At 59.0% G+C, this 23,602-nt stretch carries 21 protein-coding genes; 7 read left to right on the top strand and 14 right to left on the bottom strand.

Annotation, left to right across the window (positions count from 1 at the left end; all coding sequences use genetic code 11):
* Positions 1 to 3: 3 nt before the first annotated feature.
* From lepA to lptF, 3 genes are all read right to left on the bottom strand, one after another.
* Positions 4 to 1,803, bottom strand: a complete 1,800-nt coding sequence (gene lepA / locus ACM6I0_RS27855) for a translation elongation factor 4 (RefSeq protein ID WP_090188076.1) — start codon at positions 1,801 to 1,803, stop codon at positions 4 to 6.
* Positions 1,804 to 1,973: 170 nt separating this feature from the next.
* Entirely contained in the window at positions 1,974 to 3,035 is a 1,062-nt protein-coding gene (gene lptG / locus ACM6I0_RS27850) for an LPS export ABC transporter permease LptG (protein WP_414923790.1), read from the bottom strand.
* On the bottom strand, positions 3,028 to 4,146 hold the full coding sequence (gene lptF, locus ACM6I0_RS27845) for an LPS export ABC transporter permease LptF (protein WP_285435467.1): 1,119 nt from the start codon (positions 4,144 to 4,146) through the stop codon (positions 3,028 to 3,030). Before lptF ends, lptG begins: the two co-directional genes overlap by 8 nt.
* Positions 4,147 to 4,453: 307 nt before the next feature.
* On the opposite strand from lptF, the gene ACM6I0_RS27840 reads away from it, so the two are divergent.
* Genes ACM6I0_RS27840 through ACM6I0_RS27830 form a run of 3 tightly spaced genes read left to right on the top strand, consistent with a single transcriptional unit; the run spans position 4,454 to position 6,834 of the window.
* Entirely contained in the window at positions 4,454 to 5,944 is a 1,491-nt protein-coding gene (locus tag ACM6I0_RS27840; RefSeq protein WP_285435465.1) for a leucyl aminopeptidase, read from the top strand.
* 60 nt (positions 5,945 to 6,004) lie between these two features.
* A complete protein-coding gene (locus tag ACM6I0_RS27835) occupies positions 6,005 to 6,433 on the top strand; it encodes a DNA polymerase III subunit chi (RefSeq protein ID WP_208669876.1) in 429 nt (142 codons plus the stop codon).
* 8 nt (positions 6,434 to 6,441) lie between these two features.
* On the top strand, positions 6,442 to 6,834 hold the full coding sequence (locus ACM6I0_RS27830) for a DNA polymerase III subunit chi (protein ID WP_285435463.1): 393 nt from the start codon (positions 6,442 to 6,444) through the stop codon (positions 6,832 to 6,834).
* A 137-nt stretch (positions 6,835 to 6,971) separates the two neighbouring features.
* Here ACM6I0_RS27830 and ACM6I0_RS27825 read toward each other — a convergent pair whose 3' ends face one another.
* The gene (locus tag ACM6I0_RS27825) at positions 6,972 to 7,340 is read right to left on the bottom strand and encodes a hypothetical protein (protein ID WP_285435462.1); all 369 of its coding nucleotides are present in this window, start codon (positions 7,338 to 7,340) and stop codon (positions 6,972 to 6,974) included.
* A gap of 372 nt (positions 7,341 to 7,712) precedes the next feature.
* Between ACM6I0_RS27825 and ACM6I0_RS27820 the strand changes: the two genes are divergently transcribed.
* Both ACM6I0_RS27820 and rlmF read left to right on the top strand, forming a co-directional pair.
* Positions 7,713 to 10,559 (top strand): valine--tRNA ligase, encoded by a 2,847-nt coding sequence (locus ACM6I0_RS27820; RefSeq protein ID WP_414923789.1) that lies wholly within the window; start codon positions 7,713 to 7,715, stop codon positions 10,557 to 10,559.
* 267 nt (positions 10,560 to 10,826) lie between these two features.
* Positions 10,827 to 11,849: a 23S rRNA (adenine(1618)-N(6))-methyltransferase RlmF gene (gene rlmF / locus ACM6I0_RS27815; protein ID WP_222589883.1), complete on the top strand. Its 1,023-nt coding sequence runs from the start codon at positions 10,827 to 10,829 to the stop codon at positions 11,847 to 11,849.
* A gap of 136 nt (positions 11,850 to 11,985) precedes the next feature.
* On the opposite strand, the gene ACM6I0_RS27810 is transcribed toward rlmF, so the two are convergent.
* Positions 11,986 to 12,267, bottom strand: a complete 282-nt coding sequence (locus ACM6I0_RS27810; RefSeq protein WP_007905514.1) for an HU family DNA-binding protein — start codon at positions 12,265 to 12,267, stop codon at positions 11,986 to 11,988.
* 394 nt (positions 12,268 to 12,661) lie between these two features.
* On the opposite strand from ACM6I0_RS27810, the gene yejK reads away from it, so the two are divergent.
* Together yejK and ACM6I0_RS27800 are read left to right on the top strand one after the other, a co-directional pair.
* Positions 12,662 to 13,666, top strand: coding sequence for a nucleoid-associated protein YejK (gene yejK, locus ACM6I0_RS27805; protein WP_285435459.1), 1,005 nt, complete (start codon positions 12,662 to 12,664; stop codon positions 13,664 to 13,666).
* A complete protein-coding gene (locus ACM6I0_RS27800) occupies positions 13,666 to 14,016 on the top strand; it encodes a glutaredoxin family protein (RefSeq protein WP_285435458.1) in 351 nt (116 codons plus the stop codon). Before yejK ends, ACM6I0_RS27800 begins: the two co-directional genes overlap by 1 nt.
* Before the next feature lie 34 nt (positions 14,017 to 14,050).
* On the opposite strand, the gene ACM6I0_RS27795 is transcribed toward ACM6I0_RS27800, so the two are convergent.
* The 9 genes from ACM6I0_RS27795 to ACM6I0_RS27755 form a co-directional block, all read right to left on the bottom strand.
* Positions 14,051 to 14,986: a glutathione S-transferase family protein gene (locus ACM6I0_RS27795; protein WP_285435456.1), complete on the bottom strand. Its 936-nt coding sequence runs from the start codon at positions 14,984 to 14,986 to the stop codon at positions 14,051 to 14,053.
* A gap of 88 nt (positions 14,987 to 15,074) precedes the next feature.
* The gene (locus ACM6I0_RS27790) at positions 15,075 to 15,386 is read right to left on the bottom strand and encodes a GIY-YIG nuclease family protein (RefSeq protein ID WP_414923788.1); all 312 of its coding nucleotides are present in this window, start codon (positions 15,384 to 15,386) and stop codon (positions 15,075 to 15,077) included.
* Positions 15,387 to 15,426: 40 nt separating this feature from the next.
* On the bottom strand, positions 15,427 to 15,897 hold the full coding sequence (locus tag ACM6I0_RS27785) for a nuclear transport factor 2 family protein (RefSeq protein ID WP_208669886.1): 471 nt from the start codon (positions 15,895 to 15,897) through the stop codon (positions 15,427 to 15,429).
* 100 nt (positions 15,898 to 15,997) lie between these two features.
* Positions 15,998 to 17,305 (bottom strand): CynX/NimT family MFS transporter, encoded by a 1,308-nt coding sequence (locus ACM6I0_RS27780; RefSeq protein WP_414923787.1) that lies wholly within the window; start codon positions 17,303 to 17,305, stop codon positions 15,998 to 16,000.
* The gene (locus tag ACM6I0_RS27775; RefSeq protein WP_414923786.1) at positions 17,295 to 17,954 is read right to left on the bottom strand and encodes a FadR/GntR family transcriptional regulator; all 660 of its coding nucleotides are present in this window, start codon (positions 17,952 to 17,954) and stop codon (positions 17,295 to 17,297) included. The genes ACM6I0_RS27780 and ACM6I0_RS27775 overlap by 11 nt, the downstream gene beginning before the upstream one ends.
* A gap of 1,045 nt (positions 17,955 to 18,999) precedes the next feature.
* On the bottom strand, positions 19,000 to 19,764 hold the full coding sequence (locus ACM6I0_RS27770; protein ID WP_149628833.1) for an amino acid ABC transporter ATP-binding protein: 765 nt from the start codon (positions 19,762 to 19,764) through the stop codon (positions 19,000 to 19,002).
* Positions 19,765 to 19,774: 10 nt separating this feature from the next.
* Positions 19,775 to 20,872: an amino acid ABC transporter permease gene (locus ACM6I0_RS27765; RefSeq protein ID WP_285430973.1), complete on the bottom strand. Its 1,098-nt coding sequence runs from the start codon at positions 20,870 to 20,872 to the stop codon at positions 19,775 to 19,777.
* Between the two features lie 10 nt (positions 20,873 to 20,882).
* Positions 20,883 to 22,064, bottom strand: coding sequence for an amino acid ABC transporter permease (locus ACM6I0_RS27760; protein ID WP_285430972.1), 1,182 nt, complete (start codon positions 22,062 to 22,064; stop codon positions 20,883 to 20,885).
* A gap of 65 nt (positions 22,065 to 22,129) precedes the next feature.
* Entirely contained in the window at positions 22,130 to 23,161 is a 1,032-nt protein-coding gene (locus ACM6I0_RS27755; RefSeq protein WP_090188122.1) for an amino acid ABC transporter substrate-binding protein, read from the bottom strand.
* Between the last annotated feature and the right edge of the window lie 441 nt (positions 23,162 to 23,602).

The raw sequence follows: 23,602 nt of genomic DNA, 5'->3' as shown, positions 1-23,602 counted from the left end.
GACCTAACTATCCAACCTGAGCACTGCAAGGAAGGCTTCTTGTGGAATTTCCACGTTGCCGACTTGCTTCATGCGTTTCTTACCGGCCTTTTGCTTTTCCAACAGCTTGCGCTTGCGGCTGACGTCGCCGCCGTAGCATTTGGCCAATACGTTCTTTCTGAGTGCCTTGACAGAGGTTCGCGCAATGATCTGACCGCCAATGGCGGCCTGGATCGCGACGTCGAACATCTGGCGCGGAATCAGTTCTTTCATCTTCTCGGTCAACTGGCGACCTTTGTAGTGCGCATTGTCACGGTGCACGATCAGCGCCAGGGCGTCGACCTTGTCACCGTTGATCAGCACATCCAGTTTCACCAGACTAGCCGATTGGTAACGATCAAAATGGTAGTCCAGCGAAGCATAGCCGCGACTGGTGGATTTCAGACGGTCGAAGAAGTCCAGGACCACTTCGTTCATCGGAATATCGTAGGTCACCTGGACCTGGGAGCCGAGGAACAGCATGTCGTGCTGCACGCCACGCTTCTCGATGCACAGGGTAATGACGTTGCCCAGGTGCTCTTGCGGCACAAGAATATTGGCCCGCACGATCGGTTCACGCATGTCTTCGATCGAAGACACGTCCGGGAGCTTCGACGGGTTATCGACGTAAATCGTTTCACCGGTTTTCAGCAACAGCTCGAAAATTACTGTCGGCGCCGTGGTGATCAGGTCCAGGTCGTACTCGCGCTCCAGGCGCTCCTGGATGATTTCCATGTGCAGCATGCCGAGGAACCCGCAACGGAAGCCGAAGCCCAGGGCGTCGGAGCTTTCCGGGGTGTACTGCAGGGACGAGTCGTTGAGCGTGAGCTTTTGCAGGGCTTCACGGAAATCTTCGAAGTCGTCGGAGCTGACCGGGAACAGACCGGCGTAAACCTGCGGCTGAATGCGTTTGAAGCCTGGCAGCACGTCTACATCGGGCGTCGAGCTCAAGGTCAGGGTGTCACCGACCGGTGCACCGTGAATGTCCTTGATACCGGCGATGATGAAGCCCACTTCGCCGGCTTTCAGGTCAACGGTGGCAGTGTGTTTCGGGTTGAAGACACCGACGCTGTCCACCAGGTGGATCTTGCCGGTGGACTTGACCAGGATCTTGTCGCCCTTCTTCACCCGACCATGGCGCACGCGAACCAGGGAAACAACGCCCAGGTAGTTGTCGAACCAGGAGTCGATGATCAACGCTTGCAGCGGATCTTCGTAGTTGCCGGTCGGCGCAGGAATGGTGTGAACCAGGCGCTCGAGCACTTCGTCGACGCCCAGGCCGGTCTTGGCACTGCACTCGACCGCGTCGGTGGCGTCGATGCCGATGATTTTTTCGATTTCTTCCTTGACGCGGTCCGGATCGGCCTGAGGCAGGTCGATCTTGTTCAGCACCGGCATGACTTCAAGGCCCTGCTCGATGGCCGTGTAGCAGTTGGCAACGGACTGCGCCTCAACGCCCTGACCGGCGTCAACGACCAGCAATGCGCCTTCACAAGCCGCCAGCGACCGGCTGACTTCGTAGGTAAAGTCAACGTGGCCGGGGGTATCAATGAAGTTCAGCTGGTACTTGATGCCATCGCGGGCCGTGTAATAAAGGGTGACGCTGTGGGCCTTGATGGTGATCCCGCGTTCACGTTCCAGGTCCATGGAGTCCAGTACCTGGGCTTCCATTTCGCGCTCGGCAAGGCCGCCGCACATCTGGATGAAGCGATCGGCCAGCGTCGACTTGCCATGGTCAATGTGGGCGATGATGGAGAAATTGCGGATATGACTCAAATCACTCACGGATCAACACTCAAAAAGGCTGCAGGCATAGCCCGCCGAAAAATAGCCGGGAATTGTACCTGATCCTCGGCGCAAGCGTCACGTTCGCAGGTCAGACGGCGCTTACAAAAACGCCCCGGTCTTGCGACCGAGGCGTTTTTTTTGCCTGCAAGATCAGGAAAAACCCCGAATCAGCCAGCTCGACGCAACAAAAAGACACCGGCCAGGGCACAGACACCGGCCGGGACCAGCACCGCGAACAGCGGTGAGAAACCGAACACCAGGCTTGAAGGGCCCAGCAAGTCCTGAGCGATGCGGAAGGTAAAGCCCACCAGCACGCCCGTGAAGACTCGCTGACCGAGGGTCACCGACCGTAGCGGACCAAAGATAAAGGAAATGGCCATCAGTACCAACGCGGCAGTCACGAGCGGCTGCAACACCTTGACCCAAAACGCCAGCCAGTAACGACCGTTGCTCAAACCCTGGTCAGCCAGGTAATGGATATAACCCCACAACCCGGAAATCGAAAGCGCCTCGGGCACCATCACCACGGTGCTCAACAATTGCGGGCTCAGGGCAATTTCCCAGCGTTCGACCGGCAGGGAGACCACTTCGGTGCTCTTGTCATGAAACAGCGTGGTGGTGACATCGGTAAGCTGCCAGTGATCCTTGTCGAACTCCGCACGTTTGGCGAAGCTTGAGGACAGCATGTGGCGTTGATCGTCGAAACGATAACGGGTCACGCCATACAGCAGGCCATTGGGTTGTACGGAGTTGACGTGAATGAACTCCTCCCCCTGGCGATGCCACAGGCCATGCTTGGCGCTTTGCGCATCACCACTGCCCTGGGCCAGCGAGCGATTGGCCTGTGCGGTCTCCTCGGTGGCCGGCGCGATGTATTCGCCGATCAGCACACCCACCACCATCAAGACCAGCATCGGCTTCATGACCGCCCAGACGATCCGGCCGATCGACACACCGGCGGCGCGCATGATGGTCAGCTCACTGTGGCTGGCCAGGCTGCCGAGGCCAATCAGGCAGCCGATTAGCGCCGCCATAGGCAGCATGTCGTAAAGACGCCGCGGTGCCGTCAGCAAGACGTAGCTGAGCACGTCCATCAAGGTGTAGGTGTCGCTGACCTCACTCATCTCATCGATGAAGGCAAACAGCGTCGCCAGCCCGAGAATGATCCCCAGTACCGCGAGGATGGCTACGAATACGGTGCTACCGATGTAGCGATCGAGCTTAACCACGGGCCACCTCCAGCGCGCTGCGGCGACTTGCCATCTTCAAGCGCAGCGGCTCCCAGTAGAGCAGACCCAGGCCAATGACCAGGAAAAGCCCGTGAACCCACCACAACCCCAGCGCAGGCGGGGTCTTGCCCTTGTCGAGGGCACCGCGAGCGGCAATCAGGATACTCAGGTAAGCCATATAAAGAAGAATCGCCGGCAGCAGCTTGAGAAAACGGCCCTGACGCGGATTGACCCGCGACAGCGGCACCGCCATCAGGCTCACGATGAATACCAGTAGCGGCAGGGACAGACGCCACTGCAGTTCGGCACGAAGGCGCAGGTCGTCGCTGCCGATCAGGGAACTGGTGGTCATGGCGTCACGGTCAGTGACTTCGTCGCTGACGTCCGGCTTGGGCAGCAATACGCCGTACTCGTCGTACTTGATGGCCCGATAGTCAGCCAGCCCCGGGTTACCGTCGTAGCGATAGCCGTTGTCGAGAATCAGGTAGCGGTTGCCGTCAGGGCGGATTTCCTGGCGGCCTTTTTCGGCCACCAGCACGGTAATCCCACGATCCTTCTCATCGGAACTGACGTTCTTTTGCGAAATGAACACCCCGCCCAGATTGATGCGGTCATCCGACAGCTGCTCGGTGTAGGTCACCCGGGTGCCGTCGCGCAGGGCCTGGAATCGCCCAGGCTCCAGGGTATCGAACTCGGTCAGCGCGTCCTGCTTGTTCAACAGCAGCTGGAACTGATTGGCACCTTGTGGCGCCAGGCTCAGACTCAGCCAGGCCACGATCAGCGCTACCAGCGTCGCCGGAAACAGGGTCATGACAAACAGACGCTGCTGACTCATGCCGGTGGCCGACAACACGGTCATTTCGCTTTCGAGGTACAGACGACCGTAGGCCAGCAGGATCCCGAGAAACAGGCCCAGAGGCAGGATCAGCTGCAGAAAGCCAGGCAGGCGAAAACCCATGATCAGGAACAGCGAGCCCGGATCCAGGAGGCCAGAAGCCGCCTGGGCAAGGTATTTGATGAAGCGACCGCTCATGATGATGACCAACAGCACGGCGCTGACGGCGCTCAAGGTCAACAGGACTTCGCGGGACAGATAACGGAAGACAATCAAACCAGACACTCCAGGGTTGTCAGGCTAAGGCGGCCAAACAAGCAAACGTATCAGACAGCCCGCAAGGCAGGGCCGCCGAAAAAGTTGGCGCATTATCCTGTGATTGGGTGCGCCTGTCACTGCGCACGCTCAAGCAGGCGGTTAATGCGTTGAAGATCGTACGACCGAGGGTTGTCAGGCGCAGGGAGCGAGGTTCAAACTGCGGCCTTTGTCGCGGGCCGTGACCTGCGTCTTTCTATTTATAAGCAAACGTCTGTGCGCCGCCATTTTGCCCGCGCACGTTGACCATTAATTCAGGGACCCGGACATGGAACTGGTTGTAAAAAGCGTTAGCCCAGAAACGTTGAAGACCGCCACTCTGGTGGTCGCCGTCGGCGAAGGCCGCAAGCTCAGCGCCGCTGCAAAACAACTCGACGACCTGAGCGGCGGCGCCATCAGCGCTGTACTCAAGCGCGGCGATCTGGCTGGCAAAGTCGGTCAGAGCCTGTTGCTGCACAGCCTGCCCAACCTGAAAGCCGAGCGCGTTTTGCTGGTGGGCGTGGGCAAGGACGAAGAACTGGGCGACCGCCCGTTCCGTAAAATCGTCGCTGGCATTCTTAATACCCTCAAAGGCCTGGGCGGCAGCGATGCCGTGCTGGCGCTGGACGAAATCGTGGTCAAAGGCCGCGACAGCTACGGCAAGACCCGCCTGCTGGCCGAAACCCTGGTGGACGGCGAATACACATTCGATCAGTTCAAGAGCCAGAAAGCCGAGCCGCGCGCCCTGAAGAAAATCACCTTGGTGACTATCAAGGCGGCACAGGCTGAAGTCGAACGCGCCGTGGCCCACGCTACCGCCATCGCCAACGGCATGGCCTTCACCCGCAACCTGGGCAACCTGCCACCGAACATCTGCCACCCGACGTTCCTCGGCGAACAGGCCAAGAACCTGGGCAAGGAATTCAAAAGCCTGAAAGTCGAAGTCCTCGATGAGAAGAAGATCAAGGACCTGGGCATGGGCTCGTTCTACGCCGTCGGCCAGGGCAGCGCCCAGCCACCGCGCTTGATCGTCATGCAATACAACGGCGGCAAGAAATCCGAGAAACCGTACGCACTGGTCGGCAAGGGCATCACCTTTGACACTGGCGGCATCAGCCTGAAACCGGGCGCCGGCATGGATGAGATGAAGTACGACATGGGCGGCGCAGCCAGCGTGTTCGGCACCCTGCGTGCCGTGCTCGAACTGAAACTGCCGATCAACCTGGTCTGCATCCTGGCGTGCGCAGAGAACATGCCGAGCGGCAACGCTTCGCGTCCAGGCGACATCGTCACCACCATGAGTGGCCAGACCGTGGAGATCCTCAACACCGACGCCGAAGGCCGCCTGGTGCTGTGCGATGCCCTGACCTACTCCGAACGCTTCAAGCCGCAAGCCGTGATCGACATCGCGACCCTGACCGGCGCTTGCGTCGTCGCGCTGGGCGCTCACACGTCCGGCCTGCTGGGCAACAACGACGAACTGATCGGCCAACTGCTGAGCGCCGGCAAGGCTGCCGACGACCGTGCCTGGCAATTGCCGCTGTTCGATGAGTATCAAGAACAGCTGGACAGCCCGTTCGCCGACATCGCCAACATTGGCGGCCCGAAAGCCGGCACCATCACCGCAGCCTGCTTCCTGTCACGTTTCACCAAGAACCTGAACTGGGCGCACCTGGACATCGCCGGCACCGCATGGACCAGCGGCGGCAAGGACAAGGGCGCCACTGGCCGTCCGGTTCCCCTGCTGACCCAATACCTGCTGGACCGCGCCAAAGCCTGAAACCGATGACCTCAAGCGGCGCCACTTTCCGGTGACGCCGCCTGAGGCTCAGGAACCGCAATGACCAAAGTCGACTTCTATATCCTGCCCAGCGCCGACCCGTCGGCGCGGCTGGATTTCGCCTGCAAGCTCACCGAAAAGGCCTGGCGCATGGGCCACCGCATCTACCTGCATTGCAGCGATGCCGCCCAGCGTGATGACCTCGATGCACGGTTGTGGGCCTTCAAGGGCGAAAGCTTTGTGCCCCACGGCCCCGCCGAAAGCGAACCGGATAGCTTGATTGTTCTGGGACTGGGCGATGACTGCGGTCCGCATCAGGACCTGCTGGTCAACCTTGACCTGAAAGTGCCGGCCTTTGCCAACAAATTTGCCCGTGTGGCGGAAGTGGTGGTGGAAGATCCGACGATTCGTGCGGCTGCGCGGGAGAGTTTCCGTTTCTACCGTGAACAGGGCTATCCTCTGCAAGATCACCGTTTACAGCGACTCTGAGCATTCCGATGGACACTCCGAAACCGCAACAAAAGTCCACGCACCTGTTGGACGACCTTGAGTCGATCCGCCAACTGCTTGGCGACGACAACCTGCAACCACCGTTGCTGACCGACACGGTCATCGACGGCGATCAGGAACAGATTCCCATGTTGTTCGAACCTGCCGGCCCTGCGCCGCAGCCGGTCGCACCGACACCACCGCCCGCCCCGGCCGCTGCACCGCCGACGGCTGCCAGCAAAGGCCCCGACGCGCTGCTGCACCTGGACAGCGAACTGCGTGCCGCTGCGCTATTGATCATGCAAGACGTGATCGACGACTTCGCCCCGCACATCGAAACCGAGATCAAGCGCCGGCTTGATGCGCGGATGGAGCGGTTGCTCAGCCAGTATCAAAGTTAAGCGGCGAGAAGGCAGCGCGACAGTCTCTGAAATATAAAACACCCGACGCGGGTGTCGGGTGTCGGGGCGAAATAGGGAAAACCTATTTCCGGGCTAGACTAATTATTTTACACGGTAGCCCAAGACAAGAACGATGACTACTGCCCAGGCGGCGACACATGCCCCATACCGTCTGGTTGTTTTTCATTTCTCGCGGTTACCCATTTTTTTTGATCACGATCATATACAACTGTCGCAGTATATCCCGGCTTGACTTCAAGCCGCGAAAACCTATCACCAGTAATGTACGTACTTTTTGATGAATTATTACCAACAATAACAAAGTTATTGGTTGGACCTATTTCACTCGGCAACCTTGTTTCTTCACGCCATGTAGCCTCAGTCGGATAGAACTCTACACTGCGGTTTTGAAGCACCTGATCCACTTCCGGAATACCTGTAAGTGTGACAGCAAACGCATTTGCAGTGAACACCATACAGACGGCGACCATTAACATCCGTTTCATATCGAGATTCCCTATATAAAATACTATTTAGTTGAAAGACTAGCACAATCAAAGTTGCAATTAACAACCTGATCACCTTCAACACTAATACTCATCACAGCCTTCAGCAACTGTCAGAAATAACAGTTAAATAGATCCATATGAACTCAACAAGAAATTACTTATAACCAAACACACCACGCCAGCCTTCGCCTCAAAAACTGAAGTATTAAAAATGCTCAGGCGCTCCTTCGCCACACAAGCAACGCCGCCCCTATTCGATAGACATAGTTTTTGACGATCAGCTCGGCACCTGCTCGCTCGCCCTGCGCCCCATGCCCCGCTATACTTACCGGCTTTTCCTGAATAAATGCCAATAGGGTCCCGCCGCGCATGGATAAGACCTACCAGCCGCACGCCATTGAAACTTCCTGGTACAACACCTGGGAGTCTGAGAACTACTTCGCCCCGCAAGGCGCGGGCGAGTCCTACACCATCATGATCCCGCCGCCGAACGTCACCGGCAGCCTGCACATGGGTCACGGCTTCAACAACGCGATCATGGACGCCCTGATCCGTTTCCGTCGCATGCAGGGTCGCAACACCCTGTGGCAGCCGGGCACCGACCACGCCGGTATCGCCACGCAAATGCTGGTGGAGCGTCAACTTGAAGCCCAGGGCCAGAATCGTCACGACCTGGGCCGCGAGCAGTTCCTTGAGAAGGTCTGGGAATGGAAGGATCAGTCCGGCGGTAACATCAGCCGTCAAATCCGTCGCCTCGGCTCATCCGTGGACTGGAGCCGTGAGCGCTTCACTATGGATGACGGCCTTTCGGAAGCGGTGAAAGAAGCCTTCGTTCGTTTGCACGAAGATGGCCTGATCTATCGCGGCAAGCGCCTGGTCAACTGGGATACCAAGTTGCACACGGCGATTTCCGACCTCGAAGTGGAAAACCACGACGAGAAAGGTTTCCTGTGGAACCTGAAATACCCGCTGGCCGACGGCGCCAAGACCGCCGAAGGCAAGGATTACCTGATCGTCGCGACCACTCGCCCGGAAACCATGCTCGGCGACGCCGCCGTCGCCGTGAACCCGAACGATGAACGCTACAAAGCCCTGATCGGCAAGTTTGTCCAGCTGCCGCTGGTCGGCCGTCGCATCCCGATCATCGCCGACGATTACTGCGATCCAGAGTTCGGCACCGGCTGCGTGAAAATCACCCCGGCCCACGATTTCAACGACTATGAAGTCGGCAAGCGCCATAACCTGCCGCTGCTGAACATCTTCGACAAGAACGCCCATGTCCTGCCGGCCGCCCAGGTGTTCAACCTCGACGGCAAGCTGAACGAAAGCATCGACGGCAAGCTGCCAGCCGAATACGCCGGTCTGGACCGCTTCGAAGCACGCAAGCAGATCGTTGCTGCGTTTGACGCCGCCGGCCTGCTGGTCAGCGTTGATGATCACGCCCTGAAAGTACCGAAAGGCGACCGCTCCGGCACCATCATCGAGCCTTGGCTGACCGACCAGTGGTACGTGTCGACCAAACCATTGGCCGAGCCTGCGATTGCGGCCGTTGAAGACGGACGCATCCAGTTCGTGCCAAAACAGTATGAAAACATGTACTTCTCGTGGATGCGTGACATCCAGGACTGGTGCATCAGCCGTCAGCTGTGGTGGGGCCACCGGATCCCGGCCTGGTATGACGAGTCGGGCAAAGTCTATGTCGGTCGCGACGAAGCCGAAGTGCGCGCCAAGAACAACCTTGGCCCGGACGTCGCGCTGCAACAGGACAACGACGTTCTCGACACCTGGTTCAGTTCGGGGCTGTGGACGTTCTCCACGCTCGGCTGGCCAGAGCAGACTGAATTCCTGAAGAAATTCCACTCCACCGACGTGCTGGTGACCGGCTTCGACATCATTTTCTTCTGGGTTGCCCGGATGATCATGCTCACCATGCATTTGGTGAAAAACGAAGACGGCACGCCTCAGGTTCCGTTCAAGACCGTTTATGTTCACGGTCTGGTACGTGATGGCCAGGGCCAGAAAATGTCCAAGTCCAAGGGCAACGTCCTGGACCCGCTGGACATCATCGACGGCATCGAGCTGGAAGAGCTGGTGCAGAAACGCACCTCCGGCCTGATGCAGCCGAAACTGGCGAAGAAGATCGAGAAGCAGACCCGCGACGAGTTCGCTGACGGCATTGCCAGCTATGGCACCGACGCGCTGCGCTTCACCTTCTGCTCGCTGGCCTCCACCGGCCGCGACATCAAGTTCGACATGGGCCGCGTCGAAGGCTATCGCAACTTCTGCAACAAGATCTGGAACGCCGCGCGTTATGTTCTGGACAAGGGCGAAGACTGCGGCCAGAACGGCGAGGCGTACGAGCTGTCCCTGGCGGATCGCTGGATCATTTCGCAGCTGCAACGCACCGAAGCCGAAGTGACCCGTCAACTTGACCAGTTCCGCTTCGACCTGGCGGCGCAAGCCTTGTACGAGTTCATCTGGAACCAGTATTGCGACTGGTACCTGGAGCTCTCCAAGCCTGTGCTGTGGGACGAAAATGCCCCGGTAGAGCGTCAGCGTGGCACCCGTCGCACGCTGGTTCGGGTGCTGGAAGTCGCACTGCGCCTGGCGCACCCGTTCATGCCATTCATCACCGAAGAAATCTGGCAGCGCCTCGCGCCGCTGGCTGGTATCGAAGGCAAGACGATCATGCTGCAACCTTGGCCTGTGGCCAACGAAGCGCGCATCGACCCGGCGGCCGAAGACGACATCGAATGGCTCAAGGGCCTGATGCTCGGCACCCGTAACATTCGTGGCGAAATGAACATCGGCCCGGGCAAGCCCCTGACCCTGTTCCTGAAAAACGTCAGTGCCGAAGATCAGCGTCGCCTCACCGAGAACGACGCCCTGCTGAAGAAACTGGCCAAACTCGAGTCGATCACTGTTCTGGCTGCCGGCGAAGAAGCACCGCTGTCCGCCACCGCACTGGTTGGCGAGATGGAAGTGCTGGTGCCGATGGCCGGCCTGATCGACAAAGACGCCGAACTGGCACGCCTGGACAAGGAAATCCTGCGCCTGCAAGGCGAAGTGCAACGCGTGGGCGGCAAGCTGTCCAACGCAGCGTTCGTTGACAAGGCCCCGGCCGAAGTCATCGACAAGGAACGCGCCAAACTGGCTGAGGCCGAACAGGCCTTGGGCAAGTTGGCCGAGCAACATGCGCGGATTGCCAGTTTGTAACGGCACATCGCATTGAAACAGGGAGGCCCATGCGGCCTCCCTTTTTTATGCCGGCCACATTCCTTCATACGCCGAATACCCCCCTGTAGGAGTGAGCCTGCTCGCGATGGCGGTCCATCAGCCGACATCATCGTTACCTGACACGCAGCCATCGCGAGCAGGCTCACTCCTACAGGGGGAATGTGGTGTTTGTCACAATTGGGTTCACAACGGCAGGATGTGGGACAATACCCGCCACTTTTAGCCATACCCGAATCGACCACACCCATGAACGCCCCCCGCACACCGAAACCTGCGCGCAAGAAGCCTGTCACCGCCACCCCGGCCAAAGCCGTGGAACCGCGTGAAAAGGCCAGCCTGCATCCGCGCAATCGCCACCAGGGTCGCTACGACTTCCCGGCGCTGATCAAAACCACGCCGGAACTGGCGAAGTTCGTGATCATCAACCCGTACGGCAAGGAAAGTATCGATTTCGCCAGCCCCGACGCGGTGCGTGTGTTCAACCGGGCGTTGCTCAAGTCGTTTTATGGCATTGCCCACTGGGACATCCCGGCCGATTACCTGTGCCCACCGGTTCCGGGCCGTGCCGACTACGTGCACTTCCTTGCCGACTTGTTGGCCAGCGTCAACGACGGCGAAATCCCGCGCGGCGCACCGGTCAAGGTCCTCGACATTGGCATGGGCGCCAACTGCGTCTATCCGTTGATCGGCTATAGCGATTACCGCTGGCACTTCCTCGGCTCGGAAATCGACCCGACAGCCGTCGCCGCCGCCAAAGCCATCGTGCAATCCAACGGTTTGAACAAAGCCATCCAGTTGCGCCAGCAAAGCAATCCCAAGCACATCTTGTTGGGCCTGCTTGAACCCGGCGAACGCTTTGACCTGACCATGTGCAACCCGCCGTTCCACGCTTCGATGGATGAAGCGACCAAAGGCAGTGAGCGTAAATGGCGCGCACTGGGCCGCGCCGACCCGAAACGCAAACTGCCGGTGCTGAATTTTGGTGGCCAATCGGCAGAACTGTGGTGTGAGGGTGGCGAAGCACGCTTTGTTACGCAGTTGATCGCCGAGAGCGCGCACTTCCAGCACAAAGTGCTGTGGTTCAGCACCCTGGTGTCGAAAGCCTCAAACCTGCCAGCCATCCAGACCGCGCTGAAAAAGGCCGGCGTGCTGGAAAGCCAGGTGGTGGAAATGTCTCAGGGCCAGAAGCAAAGCCGCTTCGTCGCCTGGACGTTCCAGACCAAGTCCGAGCAACAAGTGTGGCGCGAGCGCTGGGTTAAAAAAAGCTGAGTAACTGACCACAGCAGATCAACGGTGGGAGCGCGCAGGCTCGCTCCCACATAGGGTTGGCGGGTCAATCACTGAATCGCAGGCACAAAAAAACCGTGCCCGGATTGCTCCGGAGCACGGTTTTTTTTAACAAGTCTTACTTGTTAACAGCGTCGGTCAGGCCTTTGGCCACAACCAGCTTGATAACTTTCTTGGCCGCGATTTCGATGGCAGCGCCAGTCGAAGGGTTACGGCCGGTACGGGCAGGACGCTCAGTCACTTTCAGTTTGCCGATACCTGGCAAAGTGATTTCGCCGCCGTTTTCCAGCTGATCGGCAACGATTTGGCCCAGTTGGTCCAGAGCGTTACGCGCGGTGGTTTTTGGCGCGTCGATAGCTTCAGCGATGTCGGCGATCAGTTGGTCTTTAGTAAGAGCCATGTAGTGTTCCTTCCCTATCAAATTCATATGGATTGCAGAGTGCAGTGTCAGCCATCGAGCCCGATCTTCTGGATCTGGCACCCTCGGCCAATAACCACGGGATCGGGGTTATAGATACCGAAATCAGGGTTTGGTTCGACCTGACAAATGCTGAATGCACGCTTAACGCAGTGACTTCGCGTAAGACGGGGCAAAACTAGCACAGAGACGGGGAAATATCCGCCTCTAGCTACCCATTTGGTCAGCTTTATTGCTCTAAAACAGCAAAAAACTGCATAAGGGTCGCTGGACACCTGCGAATTGCCCTTCGCGCCGCGCCAAAACCAGTGGTTGCGGTACACTTGGCACTTTTTGGGGGAGCACGCCCTCCTCTCTTCAATCAGCCGAGAAGCCCATGCCGATCCGTCATTGCATCGTCCACCTGATCGACAAAAAACCCGACGGCACACCTGCAGTTCTCCATGCTCGCGATTCGGAGCTGGCCGAGTCGAGCGCCATCGAGAACATGCTTGCCGATCTCAACGAAAGCTATAACGCCAAACAAGGCAAGGCCTGGGGTTTCTTCCACGCCGAATCCGGCGCGCACCCGTTCAGTGGCTGGCTGAAGGAATACTTCGAGGGCGGCAAGGATTTCACCGCCTTCAGTCGGGTGGCGGTCGAGCATCTGCAAAAGCTGATGGAAGAGTCGAACCTCTCTGTGGGCGGCCACGTGCTGTTTGCACACTACCAACAGGGCATGACCGACTACCTCGCGATCGCCCTGCTGCACCACAGTGAAGGCGTTGCTGTGACCGATGAGCTGGACGTGACGCCGTCCCGGCACCTCGACCTGGGCCAGTTGCACCTGGCGGCACGGATCAACGTGTCCGAGTGGCAGAACAATAAGCAGTCCAAGCAATACATTTCGTTCATCAAAGGCAAGAACGGGAAAAAGGTTTCAGAGTATTTCCGGGACTTTATCGGGTGCCAGGAAGGGGTCGACGGCCCCGGTGAAACCCGCACACTGCTGAAAGCGTTCAGCGATTTCGTGGAAAGCGAAGATTTGCCGGAAGAGTCGGCTCGCGAGAAGACCAAGACCCTGGTCGATTACGCCAGCAGCCAGGCCAAGCTCGGCGAGCCCATGGGTCTGGAAGAACTCTCGGAATTGATCGACGAAGAGCGCCCGAAGGCTTTCTACGATCACATCCGCAACAAGGATTACGGCTTGTCCCCGGAGATCCCGGCGGATAAGCGCACCTTGAACCAGTTCCGTCGCTTCACCGGACGCGCTGAAGGCCTGTCTATCAGCTTCGAAGCGCACCTGCTGGGCTCGAAGATCGAATACGACGAAGAAGCCGGCACGCTGATCATCAAAGGCTTGCCGACGCAGTTGACCGATCAGCTCAAGCGACGCAACTGATGTTGGGCGGCGTACTGAAGAAATGCCTGCTGATCCTGCTGGTGGTCGTGGTCTATCAGAACTGGGGCAAGATCGAACGGGTGTTCCATCCTTCGCAGGCTGTGTCCGAGCAGACCCAGGCCAAGGCCAACGTCGTGCTCTACGCCACCGACTGGTGTGGCTACTGCAAACTGACCCGGCGTTTTCTCGATCAGAAAGGCATTCCGTACAAGGAATTCGACATCGAGAAGGACGCCGAGGCACGCAAGGCCTATGAAGCGCTTGGCGGGCGCGGGATTCCGCTGATCGATGTGAATGGCACGTTGATACGCGGCTATGACCCGGACGAAATTCTCGCCGCACTGAAATAACGGTGGGAGCAGGCTCGCTCCCACCATTCGTACGTCAGTGTTTTTCGATGCGGAAGCCAAAGCGCGGAAAGTGCACATGCACCACGCCGCAGCGCTCGTCTTCACGGCGCACAATCAATTCCTCGCGCCCCGCAAACAACAGCTCTCCAGCCACCGGGTCAACGCCGTAATCGGTGGCTGCAATCACCACGTGTTGACCCACTTCAAAACCATTCGGCTCATCAAATTGCTCATCCGGCAACGCAGCTGGCGTGGCATTGCGCGCCACGGCCAATGCTTCCTCGCAAGTCATCTCGCTGAACGCGCCGTGCCCGAACCCCATCACACGCCCGAACCACGCCGACACCGCTGGATACGCATCAACCAAGGGGGCTGTCACGTGCGTGGCTTTGAGGAACCACAATGGATGAGCCAGGGCAAAGTCAGCGATTGACGGCTCGCCAAACAGGAAGTCGCCCTCCTCACGCTGAAGTTGCTGCTCAAGACGCCCCATGAGGGTTGGCCATTGATGCCTGGCTTGCTCGGCGGACAACCTCGTAGCGCTACCGCCGCTGAACAATCCGGCGCGATCGGCAATGAACGCTTTGATCGCCTCAGATGATAAATGGCCGAAGCGTACAGCGATCGATTCCGGCTGAAACACCAGGCTCACCGCGTGCTGGAAGACCACCGAATCGGCCCAGGCAGCGAAGGTCGCGGCAAGCATTTCCTGACCTTCGGGGAAGAACGCCGGCAGGGCTTTTTCCTGATCCAGTCGACGGGCGATCAACGACGTGTCGCAATAAATATCCGCGCCAATTTGCAGCACAGGCGTTTTGCGGTAACCGCCAGTCAATGCAGTCAGATCAGGTTTTGGCATCACCGGCGGGATCTTTACCGACCGCCAGGACAGGCCCTTGAAGCCCAGCAACAAGCGCGCCTTTTCAGCGAAAGGGGACGTCGGGTAATGGTGAAGAATCAGCTCGGACATGCTCGGCTCCGCCGCACGGATAGGGAATCCGCAGCTTAGCGCGCAATCGGCAGGCAGCCTACAGATCTGCCTGATGGGCACTTATCAGTCAGGTTGATAAGCCCGCAGCCGCGCTGGCGACCAGGCATTCCTTGGCGCTTTTCTTGAGTTTTTTGATCAAGCGTTCCTGACGCAACGCTTCGCTTTTGTCACGGCATGCCTCGGTGTAGACCAAGGCCACGGCAGGGCTGGAGAGGAAAAACCGCGCGCCCTTGCCGCTCTGGTGAGTCGCGAATCGACGCACGGGATCATCGCTGATCCCGCAGTAGAGCGAACCATTGGCGGCGCGAACGAGATAGACGAACCAGGGTTTGTTCACCGGCGCATCGGCATCGACAGGGATTTCGCTGAGGGTGTTCACGTGACGATCAAGGCTTGAAAGGAAACAAGCCGCGATCTTATCAGCGACTGGCCTGGAATGCCTTCAGCCCCTTCAAGGCCTGAGCGCGAACGGCATTTCTCACCGCTGGCGTCCAGCCCAGCAGCAACCCCTTGAACCCCAGCGCTTGCCGGGACCAGGCCCACATATCGAAGCTGTCGTGGTGTTCGCAGATCTTGCCGTCGCGAAAAACGAAGCGTGCCTGAATGTCGTTGACCACGATGTTGCCGGTCTGGCTGAACAAGTACGTCGCCACCCAATGCGCGCCGCCGGTGCGCTCATCGGCTCGCACGTTATCAAAGGTCAGCGAAAAATCTTTCGCCCGGGTGGTGAGCATGCGCCACATGTCACCGGCATCACGACCACGAAGCTCGCCGAACGCCGGATCACTGAACACCACGTCATCGGTATAGCAGGCGCTCATGGCCTCGGCATCCAGCCGCTGGAAGGCTTGGTAGAAACGGGTGATCAATGCGCTGTGGGCATCACTCATGGGCAAGCTCCGAACGTTTGCAGGATTGCCTGCACGATAGTCAACAAACGCGCGGAACACTATCGGCATTCGTAGGCCGAATACCGACAGTGCGCGCAGGTCAGATTTTTTCGCTTTCGACCTGAACGTACAACGAGCGCCCGGCACCGAGGCCAGCGATGATTGCGCCGAGGCCGATGACGCCGAAGATCCAGCCCAGCGCTGTCCAGCCTCCGGTCCAGTCATGCACGATACCGACCGCGAATGGCCCCATCGATGCCAGCGTATAGCCAAAGCCTTGAGCCATGCTCGACAGGTTGGCCGCGACATGGGAATCGCGCGAGCGCAGCACAATCAGGGTCAGCGCCAGGCTGAACGTACCGCCCTGCCCCAGACCGAGCAGAATCGCCCAGCCCCACAGCCCTTCGATCGGTGCGTAGAGGCAACCGAACAGACCACCGAGCGTGAGCAGCATGACCACCACAATCGCCAGCCGTTGATCCTTGCCGCGCGTCGCCAGCCAAGGCGCCGCCAGTGAACTGGCGAGCTGGATGATGACCGATCCCGACAGCACCAGGCCCGCCTGCGTCGGGGTCAGGCCGCGACCGATCAGGATCGACGGCAACCAGCCGAATACGATGTAGGCCAGAGACGATTGCAGGCCCATGTAAAGCGTCACTTGCCAGGCCAGCGGATCTCGCAACAAGCCGCGAACCCGGTACGCAACGTTATGTGAACCATGTTTTTGACCGACTTGCGGCAACCAGAAAATCGCCGCGACCAACGCTGGCACCACCCAGAATCCGAGACCCAGGGCCCAGCTCTTGTCGAAATGCTCACTCAGCGGCACCGTCGCGCCTGCCGCCATCGCGGCCCCCAGGCACAGCGCCATGGTGTAGACACCGGTCATGGCCCCGGCCTGTTTCGGGAAATCGCGCTTGACGATACCCGGTAACAAAACGCCGATGACACCGATGCTGGCGCCCGCTAAGACACTGCCGGCAAACAGGCCGATTTCACCGAACGAACTGCGCAGGATGATCCCGCCGGCCAGCATCAACAGAATCCCCAGCACCACTCGCTCGGCGCCAAAACGCCGCGCGAGCACAGGTGCCAGCGGAGCAAACAAGCCAAGACACAGTACGGGCAATGTCGTCAGCAAACCGGCCTGGGCCGCCGATAGCCCAAGAGTCTTCGAGACCTCGCTGAGCATCGGCGCCATGCTCGACAGCGCCGGGCGCAGGTTCAGCGCCACCAGAATCAACCCCAACAGCAACAGCCACGGACGGCGCAGGATCGGGTGGCTTTGCTGGACCGCTTCGTCATCGGCCTCGGCGTCGATCAGCAGCTCTTCGAGCTCCGCTGTTCGCTTGGGCGTTGTGATGTTGCTGTTGCGGCTGGACATGGAGTTCTCGGTTTCAAGGTTCATTGATCAACTGCCTCGACAGGGCTTTGGCCCGTTCAGGGTCGCGTTGTTCGACGGCATCAAGCAGTTCGATATGAAGGTCGAACACCTCTTGGCGTCGAGGCGTGATGTTCAGCGTCTGGCGCAACTGCGCGCCGATGATGCTGGAGAAATAGCGATACAGCTCGCTGAGGGCCGGGTTGTGCGCGGCGTCCACCAGGCGGCGGTGAAACACCAGGTCGCAGGCGATGTAGCTGTCGAGATCGCCGTGGTAATGGCTGCCACTGACGCCCAGCGCTTCACGCAACGCCACCAGGTCTTCGTCGGTTCTGCGTAGCGCTGCGAGCCCGATGGCCTCTACTTCGAGGATGTGCCGAGTTTCACGGGCCTGTTCATGGGAGCAGCGGGACAAGGCTTTCAGGGTATCGAGTGGATCGACCACTGCCCGCAGGTAACTGCCGTCGCCCTGGCGGATTTCGATCAAACCGGAAAACGCCAGCACGCGCATGGCTTCACGCACGGTGTTGCGGCTGATGCCCAACTCGGCGGACAGCTCTGGCTCGGTGGGCAAGCGCTGGCCGACCTGCCAAATGCCTTCATTGATGCGCCGGCGCAGCAGGTCGAGCGCTTGATCGACCAGGGATCGCTTAACTAATGGTGAAATGTCTGACATGGAATTCGCCCTTTCATCCAATCATAGGATGAATTTTCTGACATGTTAGTCAGCTTCGTTTGGGACGGCAACCGACTACGGTCAAAAAGCGGAAGTGGGGCGTGATGCTGTTCACTTTTGGGGTTGGGGTTGGGGTTGGGGTTGGGGACATATCCGTTTTTGGGGGTAACGGCGGCTATTGGTTCCGCCTTTACGGCGGGTCACTTGGAGAAGCGCCAAGTAACCAAGCGCTTGCGCCCCTGACGTACGGTGCCTCGCCTAGGCTCGGCATTCCCTCACTCCGGTCCTGCTCCGTGGGCCCGCCGCCATCGGCCATCCATGGCCGGGGGCGGCTAACCCGGCATCCATGCCGGGTTGCCCACTGCGCAGAACCTGCGTTCGGCCTTCCGACGGGGCAGATCAAGATCAAGATCAAAAGCTGAAGGCGAGCTAACGCTCGACCTGAAGAGTGGTGAGGAGCAACAGCGGTGCGCTGGCCTGCTCTGCTTTATGTGGGAGTGAGCCTGCTCGCGATGCTGTTGCTGTTGATCGTTCCCACGCTCTGCGTGGGAATGCCGCCGGGGACGCTCTGCGTCCCAGCTGTCGCCACCTGGCTTGAGTCTTGCACAAGGGTGACGCGGAGCGTCACGGGATGCATTCCCACGCGGAGCGTGGAAACGATCAGTCATCACGACGCGCAAGCGTTGAGCAAACAGGCCGGCCCGTAGGCCGCCTCGCTTTGCTTTGGCGGTGCACGCCCCCTCGAGAGGCCGAGCGCAGGTTCTGCGCAGTGGGCACCGCGGCAAGGATGCCGCGGTAGCCGCCCCCGGCCATGGATGGCCGATGGCGGCGGGCCCACGGAGCAGGACCGGAGCGAGGGCATGCCGAGCCTAGGCGAGGCACCGAACGTCAGGGGCAAGAGCCCTTGGTTACTTGGGGCTTTTCCAAGTGACCCGCCGTCAGGGCGGAACCCTAAACCGCCGTTACCGCAGCAACGGATATGCCCCCAACAACCCATAAAAAAACCCGGCACGAGGCCGGGTTCGTTTAACCAATCAACCAGGTATCAATGCAGAATCTGGCTCAAGAACAACTTAGTCCGCTCATTCTGCGGATTATCGAAGAAGTCGTTCGGCGCGGCTTGCTCAACGATTTCACCCTTGTCCATAAAGATCACGCGGTTAGCCACGGTGCGGGCAAAGCCCATTTCGTGGGTCACGCAGAGCATGGTCATGCCGTCTTCGGCCAGACCGATCATGGTGTCGAGCACCTCTTTCACCATCTCAGGATCGAGTGCCGAAGTCGGTTCATCGAACAGCATGATTTTCGGCTTCATGCACAGCGCACGGGCAATCGCCACACGCTGCTGCTGACCGCCGGACAATTGCCCCGGGAATTTATGCGCCTGCTCCGGAATGCGTACACGCTCCAGGTAATGCATGGCGATTTCTTCGGCTTGGCGCTTGGGCATCTTGCGCACCCACATCGGCGCCAGCGTGCAGTTCTGCAGGATGGTCAGGTGCGGGAACAGGTTGAAGTGCTGGAACACCATGCCGACTTCACGGCGCACCGACTCGATCTGCTTGAGGTCGTTGGTCAGCTCCACGCCATCAACCACGATGCGACCCTGCTGGTGTTCTTCCAGACGGTTGAGGCAACGAATGGTGGTGGACTTGCCGGAACCCGACGGGCCGCACAGCACGATACGCTCGCCCTGCTTGACGTTCAGGTTGATGTCTTTCAACACGTGAAACTGGCCGTACCACTTGTTCACGCCCTGCATCTGAATAATGCCTTCAGGGCTCACAGGCTTTTTGATTGCTTCGCTCATTACAGAACTCCTAACGCTTGTGGCCAGTGTCGAGCTTGCGTTCCAGATGCATGGAATAGCGCGACATACCAAAACAGAAAATCCAGAACACCAGGGCCGCGAACACATAACCTTCAGTGGCCATACCCAACCATTTCGGGTCGGCGGCGGCTTGCTTGACGCTGTTGAGCAGGTCGAACAGGCCGATGATGATCACCAGGCTTGTGTCCTTGAACAGCGCAATGAAGGTGTTGACGATGCCAGGGATCACCAGCTTCAGGGCTTGCGGCAGAATCACCAGGCCCATGCTGCGCCAGTAACCGAGGCCCATCGCGGCGGCCGCTTCGTACTGACCCTTGGGGATCGCTTGCAGACCACCGCGCACCACTTCGGCGACGTAGGCCGACTGGAACAGGATCACGCCAATCAGCGCCCGCAGCAGTTTGTCGAAGTTCATGCCTTCGGGCAGGAACAGCGGCAGCATCACCGAGGACATGAACAGCACCGTGATCAACGGCACGCCGCGCCAGAACTCGATGAAGGTCACGCAGACCACTCGAATCGCCGGCATGTTCGAACGACGGCCCAGGGCCAGGACGATCCCCAGCGGCAATGCACCGGCAATACCGACGGTGGCGATCACCAGGGTCAGCATCAAGCCGCCCCATTGGCTGGTCGCGACGTTGGTCAAACCAAAGACGCCGCCATGCAACAGGAAGTAGGCAATGATCGGGTACAGCACCAGGAAGCTCAGCCCGTACACCGCTTTACGGTGAAAGCGCGAGATGAACAGGGGTGCGATGCCGATGACTGCCAGCCACACGGTCAGGTCCACGCGCCAGCGCAGCTCCGGCGGGTAGTAGCCGTACATGAACTGACCGAAACGCTGCTGGATGAACACCCAGCAGGCGCCCTCCTTGGTGCAGTCGGCGCGAGTAGTGCCGACCCAGTTGGCGTCCAGGATCGCCCAATGCAGGATCGGCGGAACCACCAGGTAAATCAGATAGAACGCGAACAGGGTCAGCAGCGTGTTCAGCCAGCTGGAGAACATGTTCGCGCGCATCCACGCCACCGGCCCGAAGACTTTGCTCGGTGGCGGCATATCAGGCTTGAAAGTATGAGTACTCATGCGCTTTTCCTTACCGCTCGATCAGCGCAATGCGCTTGTTGTACCAGTTCATCAGCAGGGAAATGCTGATACTGATCGCCAGGTACACGCTCATGGTGATGGCAATGACTTCGATCGCCTGCCCGGTCTGGTTCAGCACCGTGCCGGCAAACAACGACACCATCTCCGGGTAACCGATACCGGCCGCCAGCGAGGAGTTCTTCGCCAGGTTCAGGTATTGGCTGGTCAGCGGCGGGATGATCACGCGCAGGGCTTGCGGGATGATCACCTTGCGCAGGGTCGGGCCGTTGCGCAAACCCAGCGAGTGCGCCGCTTCGGTCTGGCCGTGGCTGACCGACTTGATGCCCGAGCGCACGATCTCGGCGATGAACGCCGCGGTGTACACCGTGAGGGCCAGGGTCAGCGCCAGCAGTTCCGGGATCAGCACCCAGCCACCGACAAAGTTGAAGCCTTGCAGCTTGGGCATTTCCCAGTGCAGTGGCGCGCCGAAGATCAGCGCGCACAGCGCCGGGATCGCCAGGAACATTGCCAGACCGACCCAGAACTTATGGAACGGTACGCCGGTTGCTTCGAAGCGCTTGGTGGCCCAGCGACTCATTAGCACGATGGCGACAATGGCCACGACAATGCTGGCCACAAACGGCCAGAAACCGTCCGCCACCAACGCCGCGGGCATGTTCAGGCCTCGGCTGCTGACGAAGAAGGTGTCACCGAAGTTGTGGCTGTTGCGCGGCCCCGGCATGGTCAGGAACACCGCGAAGTACCAGAACAGGATTTGCAGCAGCGGTGGAATATTGCGGAAGACTTCCACATAGACCGTCGCCAGCTTGCTGATGATCCAGTTCTTCGACAACCGTGAAACACCAACGATGAACCCGAGGATCGTCGCCAGGATCACGCCGATAAAGGTCACCAGCAGCGTGTTGAGCAGGCCGATGACAAACACTCGGGCATAGGTGTCCGATTCGGTGTAGTCGATCAGGTGTTGAGCGATGCCGAAACCGGCACTGCGCTCCAGAAAGCTGAAACCGGAGGTAATGCCCCGGTGTTGAAGGTTGGTCTGCGTGTTGTCGAACAGATACCAACCCATCGAGACCACCGCCACAACGGTGATGATCTGAAATAGCCACGCACGCACTTTGGGATCGCTGAGGCTGAGCCTCTGCTTTGGTGCGCCGATTGAATTTTGCATGAAGTGCCCCGGATGTAATGGAACAGAACATCACCCGGTGGTTGGCCCACCGGGTGATAGAACCATCAGCGCACTGGTGGTGCGTATTGAATGCCGCCGTTGTTCCACAGAGCGTTCAGCCCGCGGTCGATTTCCAGCGGAGTGCTCTTGCCCAGGTTTCTGTCGAACACTTCGCCGTAGTTACCGACTTGTTTGACGATTTGCACGACCCAGTCTTTCTTCACTTTCAGGTCTTTGCCGTATTCGCCATCAGTGCCCAGCAGACGAGCTACGTCAGGGTTTTTGGTGGCTTTGGCTTCGGCTTCGACGTTCTTCGAAGTGATGCCGGCTTCTTCAGCGTTGAGCATGGCGTAGCCAGTCCAGCGCACGATGGCCAGCCACTCGTCGTCGCCATTACGCACGACCGGGCCCAGTGGTTCCTTGGAAATGGTTTCCGGCAGAACGACGTAGTCCTTCGGCGACGCCAGCTTGCTGCGCTGGGCGAACAGTTGGGATTTGTCGGAGGTCAGCACGTCGCAACGACCGGATTCCAGCGACTTGGCGCTTTCGTCGGAGGTGTCGAAGGTGATCGGGGTGTACTTCAGACCGTTGCCGCGGAAGTAGTCGGAAACGTTCAGCTCGGTGGTGGTACCGGCCTGGATGCAGATGGTTGCACCGTCCAGTTCCTTGGCACTTTTAACGCCCAGCTTGTTGTTTACCAGGAAGCCGATGCCGTCGTAGTAAGTGATGAAGCCAGGAAACTTCAGGCCCATACCCGCATCACGGGAGCTGGTCATGGTGGTGTTGCGCGACAGAATGTCGATTTCGCCAGACTGCAGCGCGGTGAAGCGCTCCTTGGCGTTCAACTGACTGAACTTGACCTTGGTCGCGTCGCCAAAAACGGCAGCCGCCACAGCGCGGCAGAAGTCCGCGTCGATCCCCAAAATCTTGCCGGTAGCGTCTGGAACCGAGAAGCCCGGCAGACCATCACTGACACCGCACTGTACGAAACCTTTTTTCTGCACTGCATCCAGGGTTGCACCCGCCTGAGCGAACCCACTGACACCAAGCACTGCAGCAGCAGTCACGATAGCCAGGGTGGATTTCAACATCTTCATTCAAACCTCCAGTTTTGCTCTTGTTGTGTCGGAGCTTGAGTCCAGTCGCACCCTTATGAGGCGTAATTGACCCGTGTTGGTTTTTTTTGGGGTCAACCGACGTAGGACCTGCGCTATGAGTCTAGTAGGAGAAAATCCACATCATGGACCACTCACTTCTCACCAATCGGCCGAACGGGCGGTAGCCCTTTCACGTTCGCGAAGCCCGTAGCGGCCACTGGCGAACATCCATCACCGGATTTTTTGCTATCCCACCACTAACAATGGCCTGATAGTGTTACCGACAGGCGTGGGATTTTTCGTACAGGCTTCCCATAGCAAAGCCCGTACCAGACCGCTCGCTAAAGCGATTCAGCGACAGGTCAATAGCAAAACTTGTAGCCTTGCGACATCTTCGTAACTGATCAACCTGACGCGCACTCACATCTCGCACTCAATGAG

This window comes from Pseudomonas sp. IT-P294 (genome assembly GCF_949767865.1).
Taxonomy (GTDB): domain Bacteria; phylum Pseudomonadota; class Gammaproteobacteria; order Pseudomonadales; family Pseudomonadaceae; genus Aquipseudomonas.
This window is presented reverse-complemented; position numbering and strand designations above follow the sequence as displayed.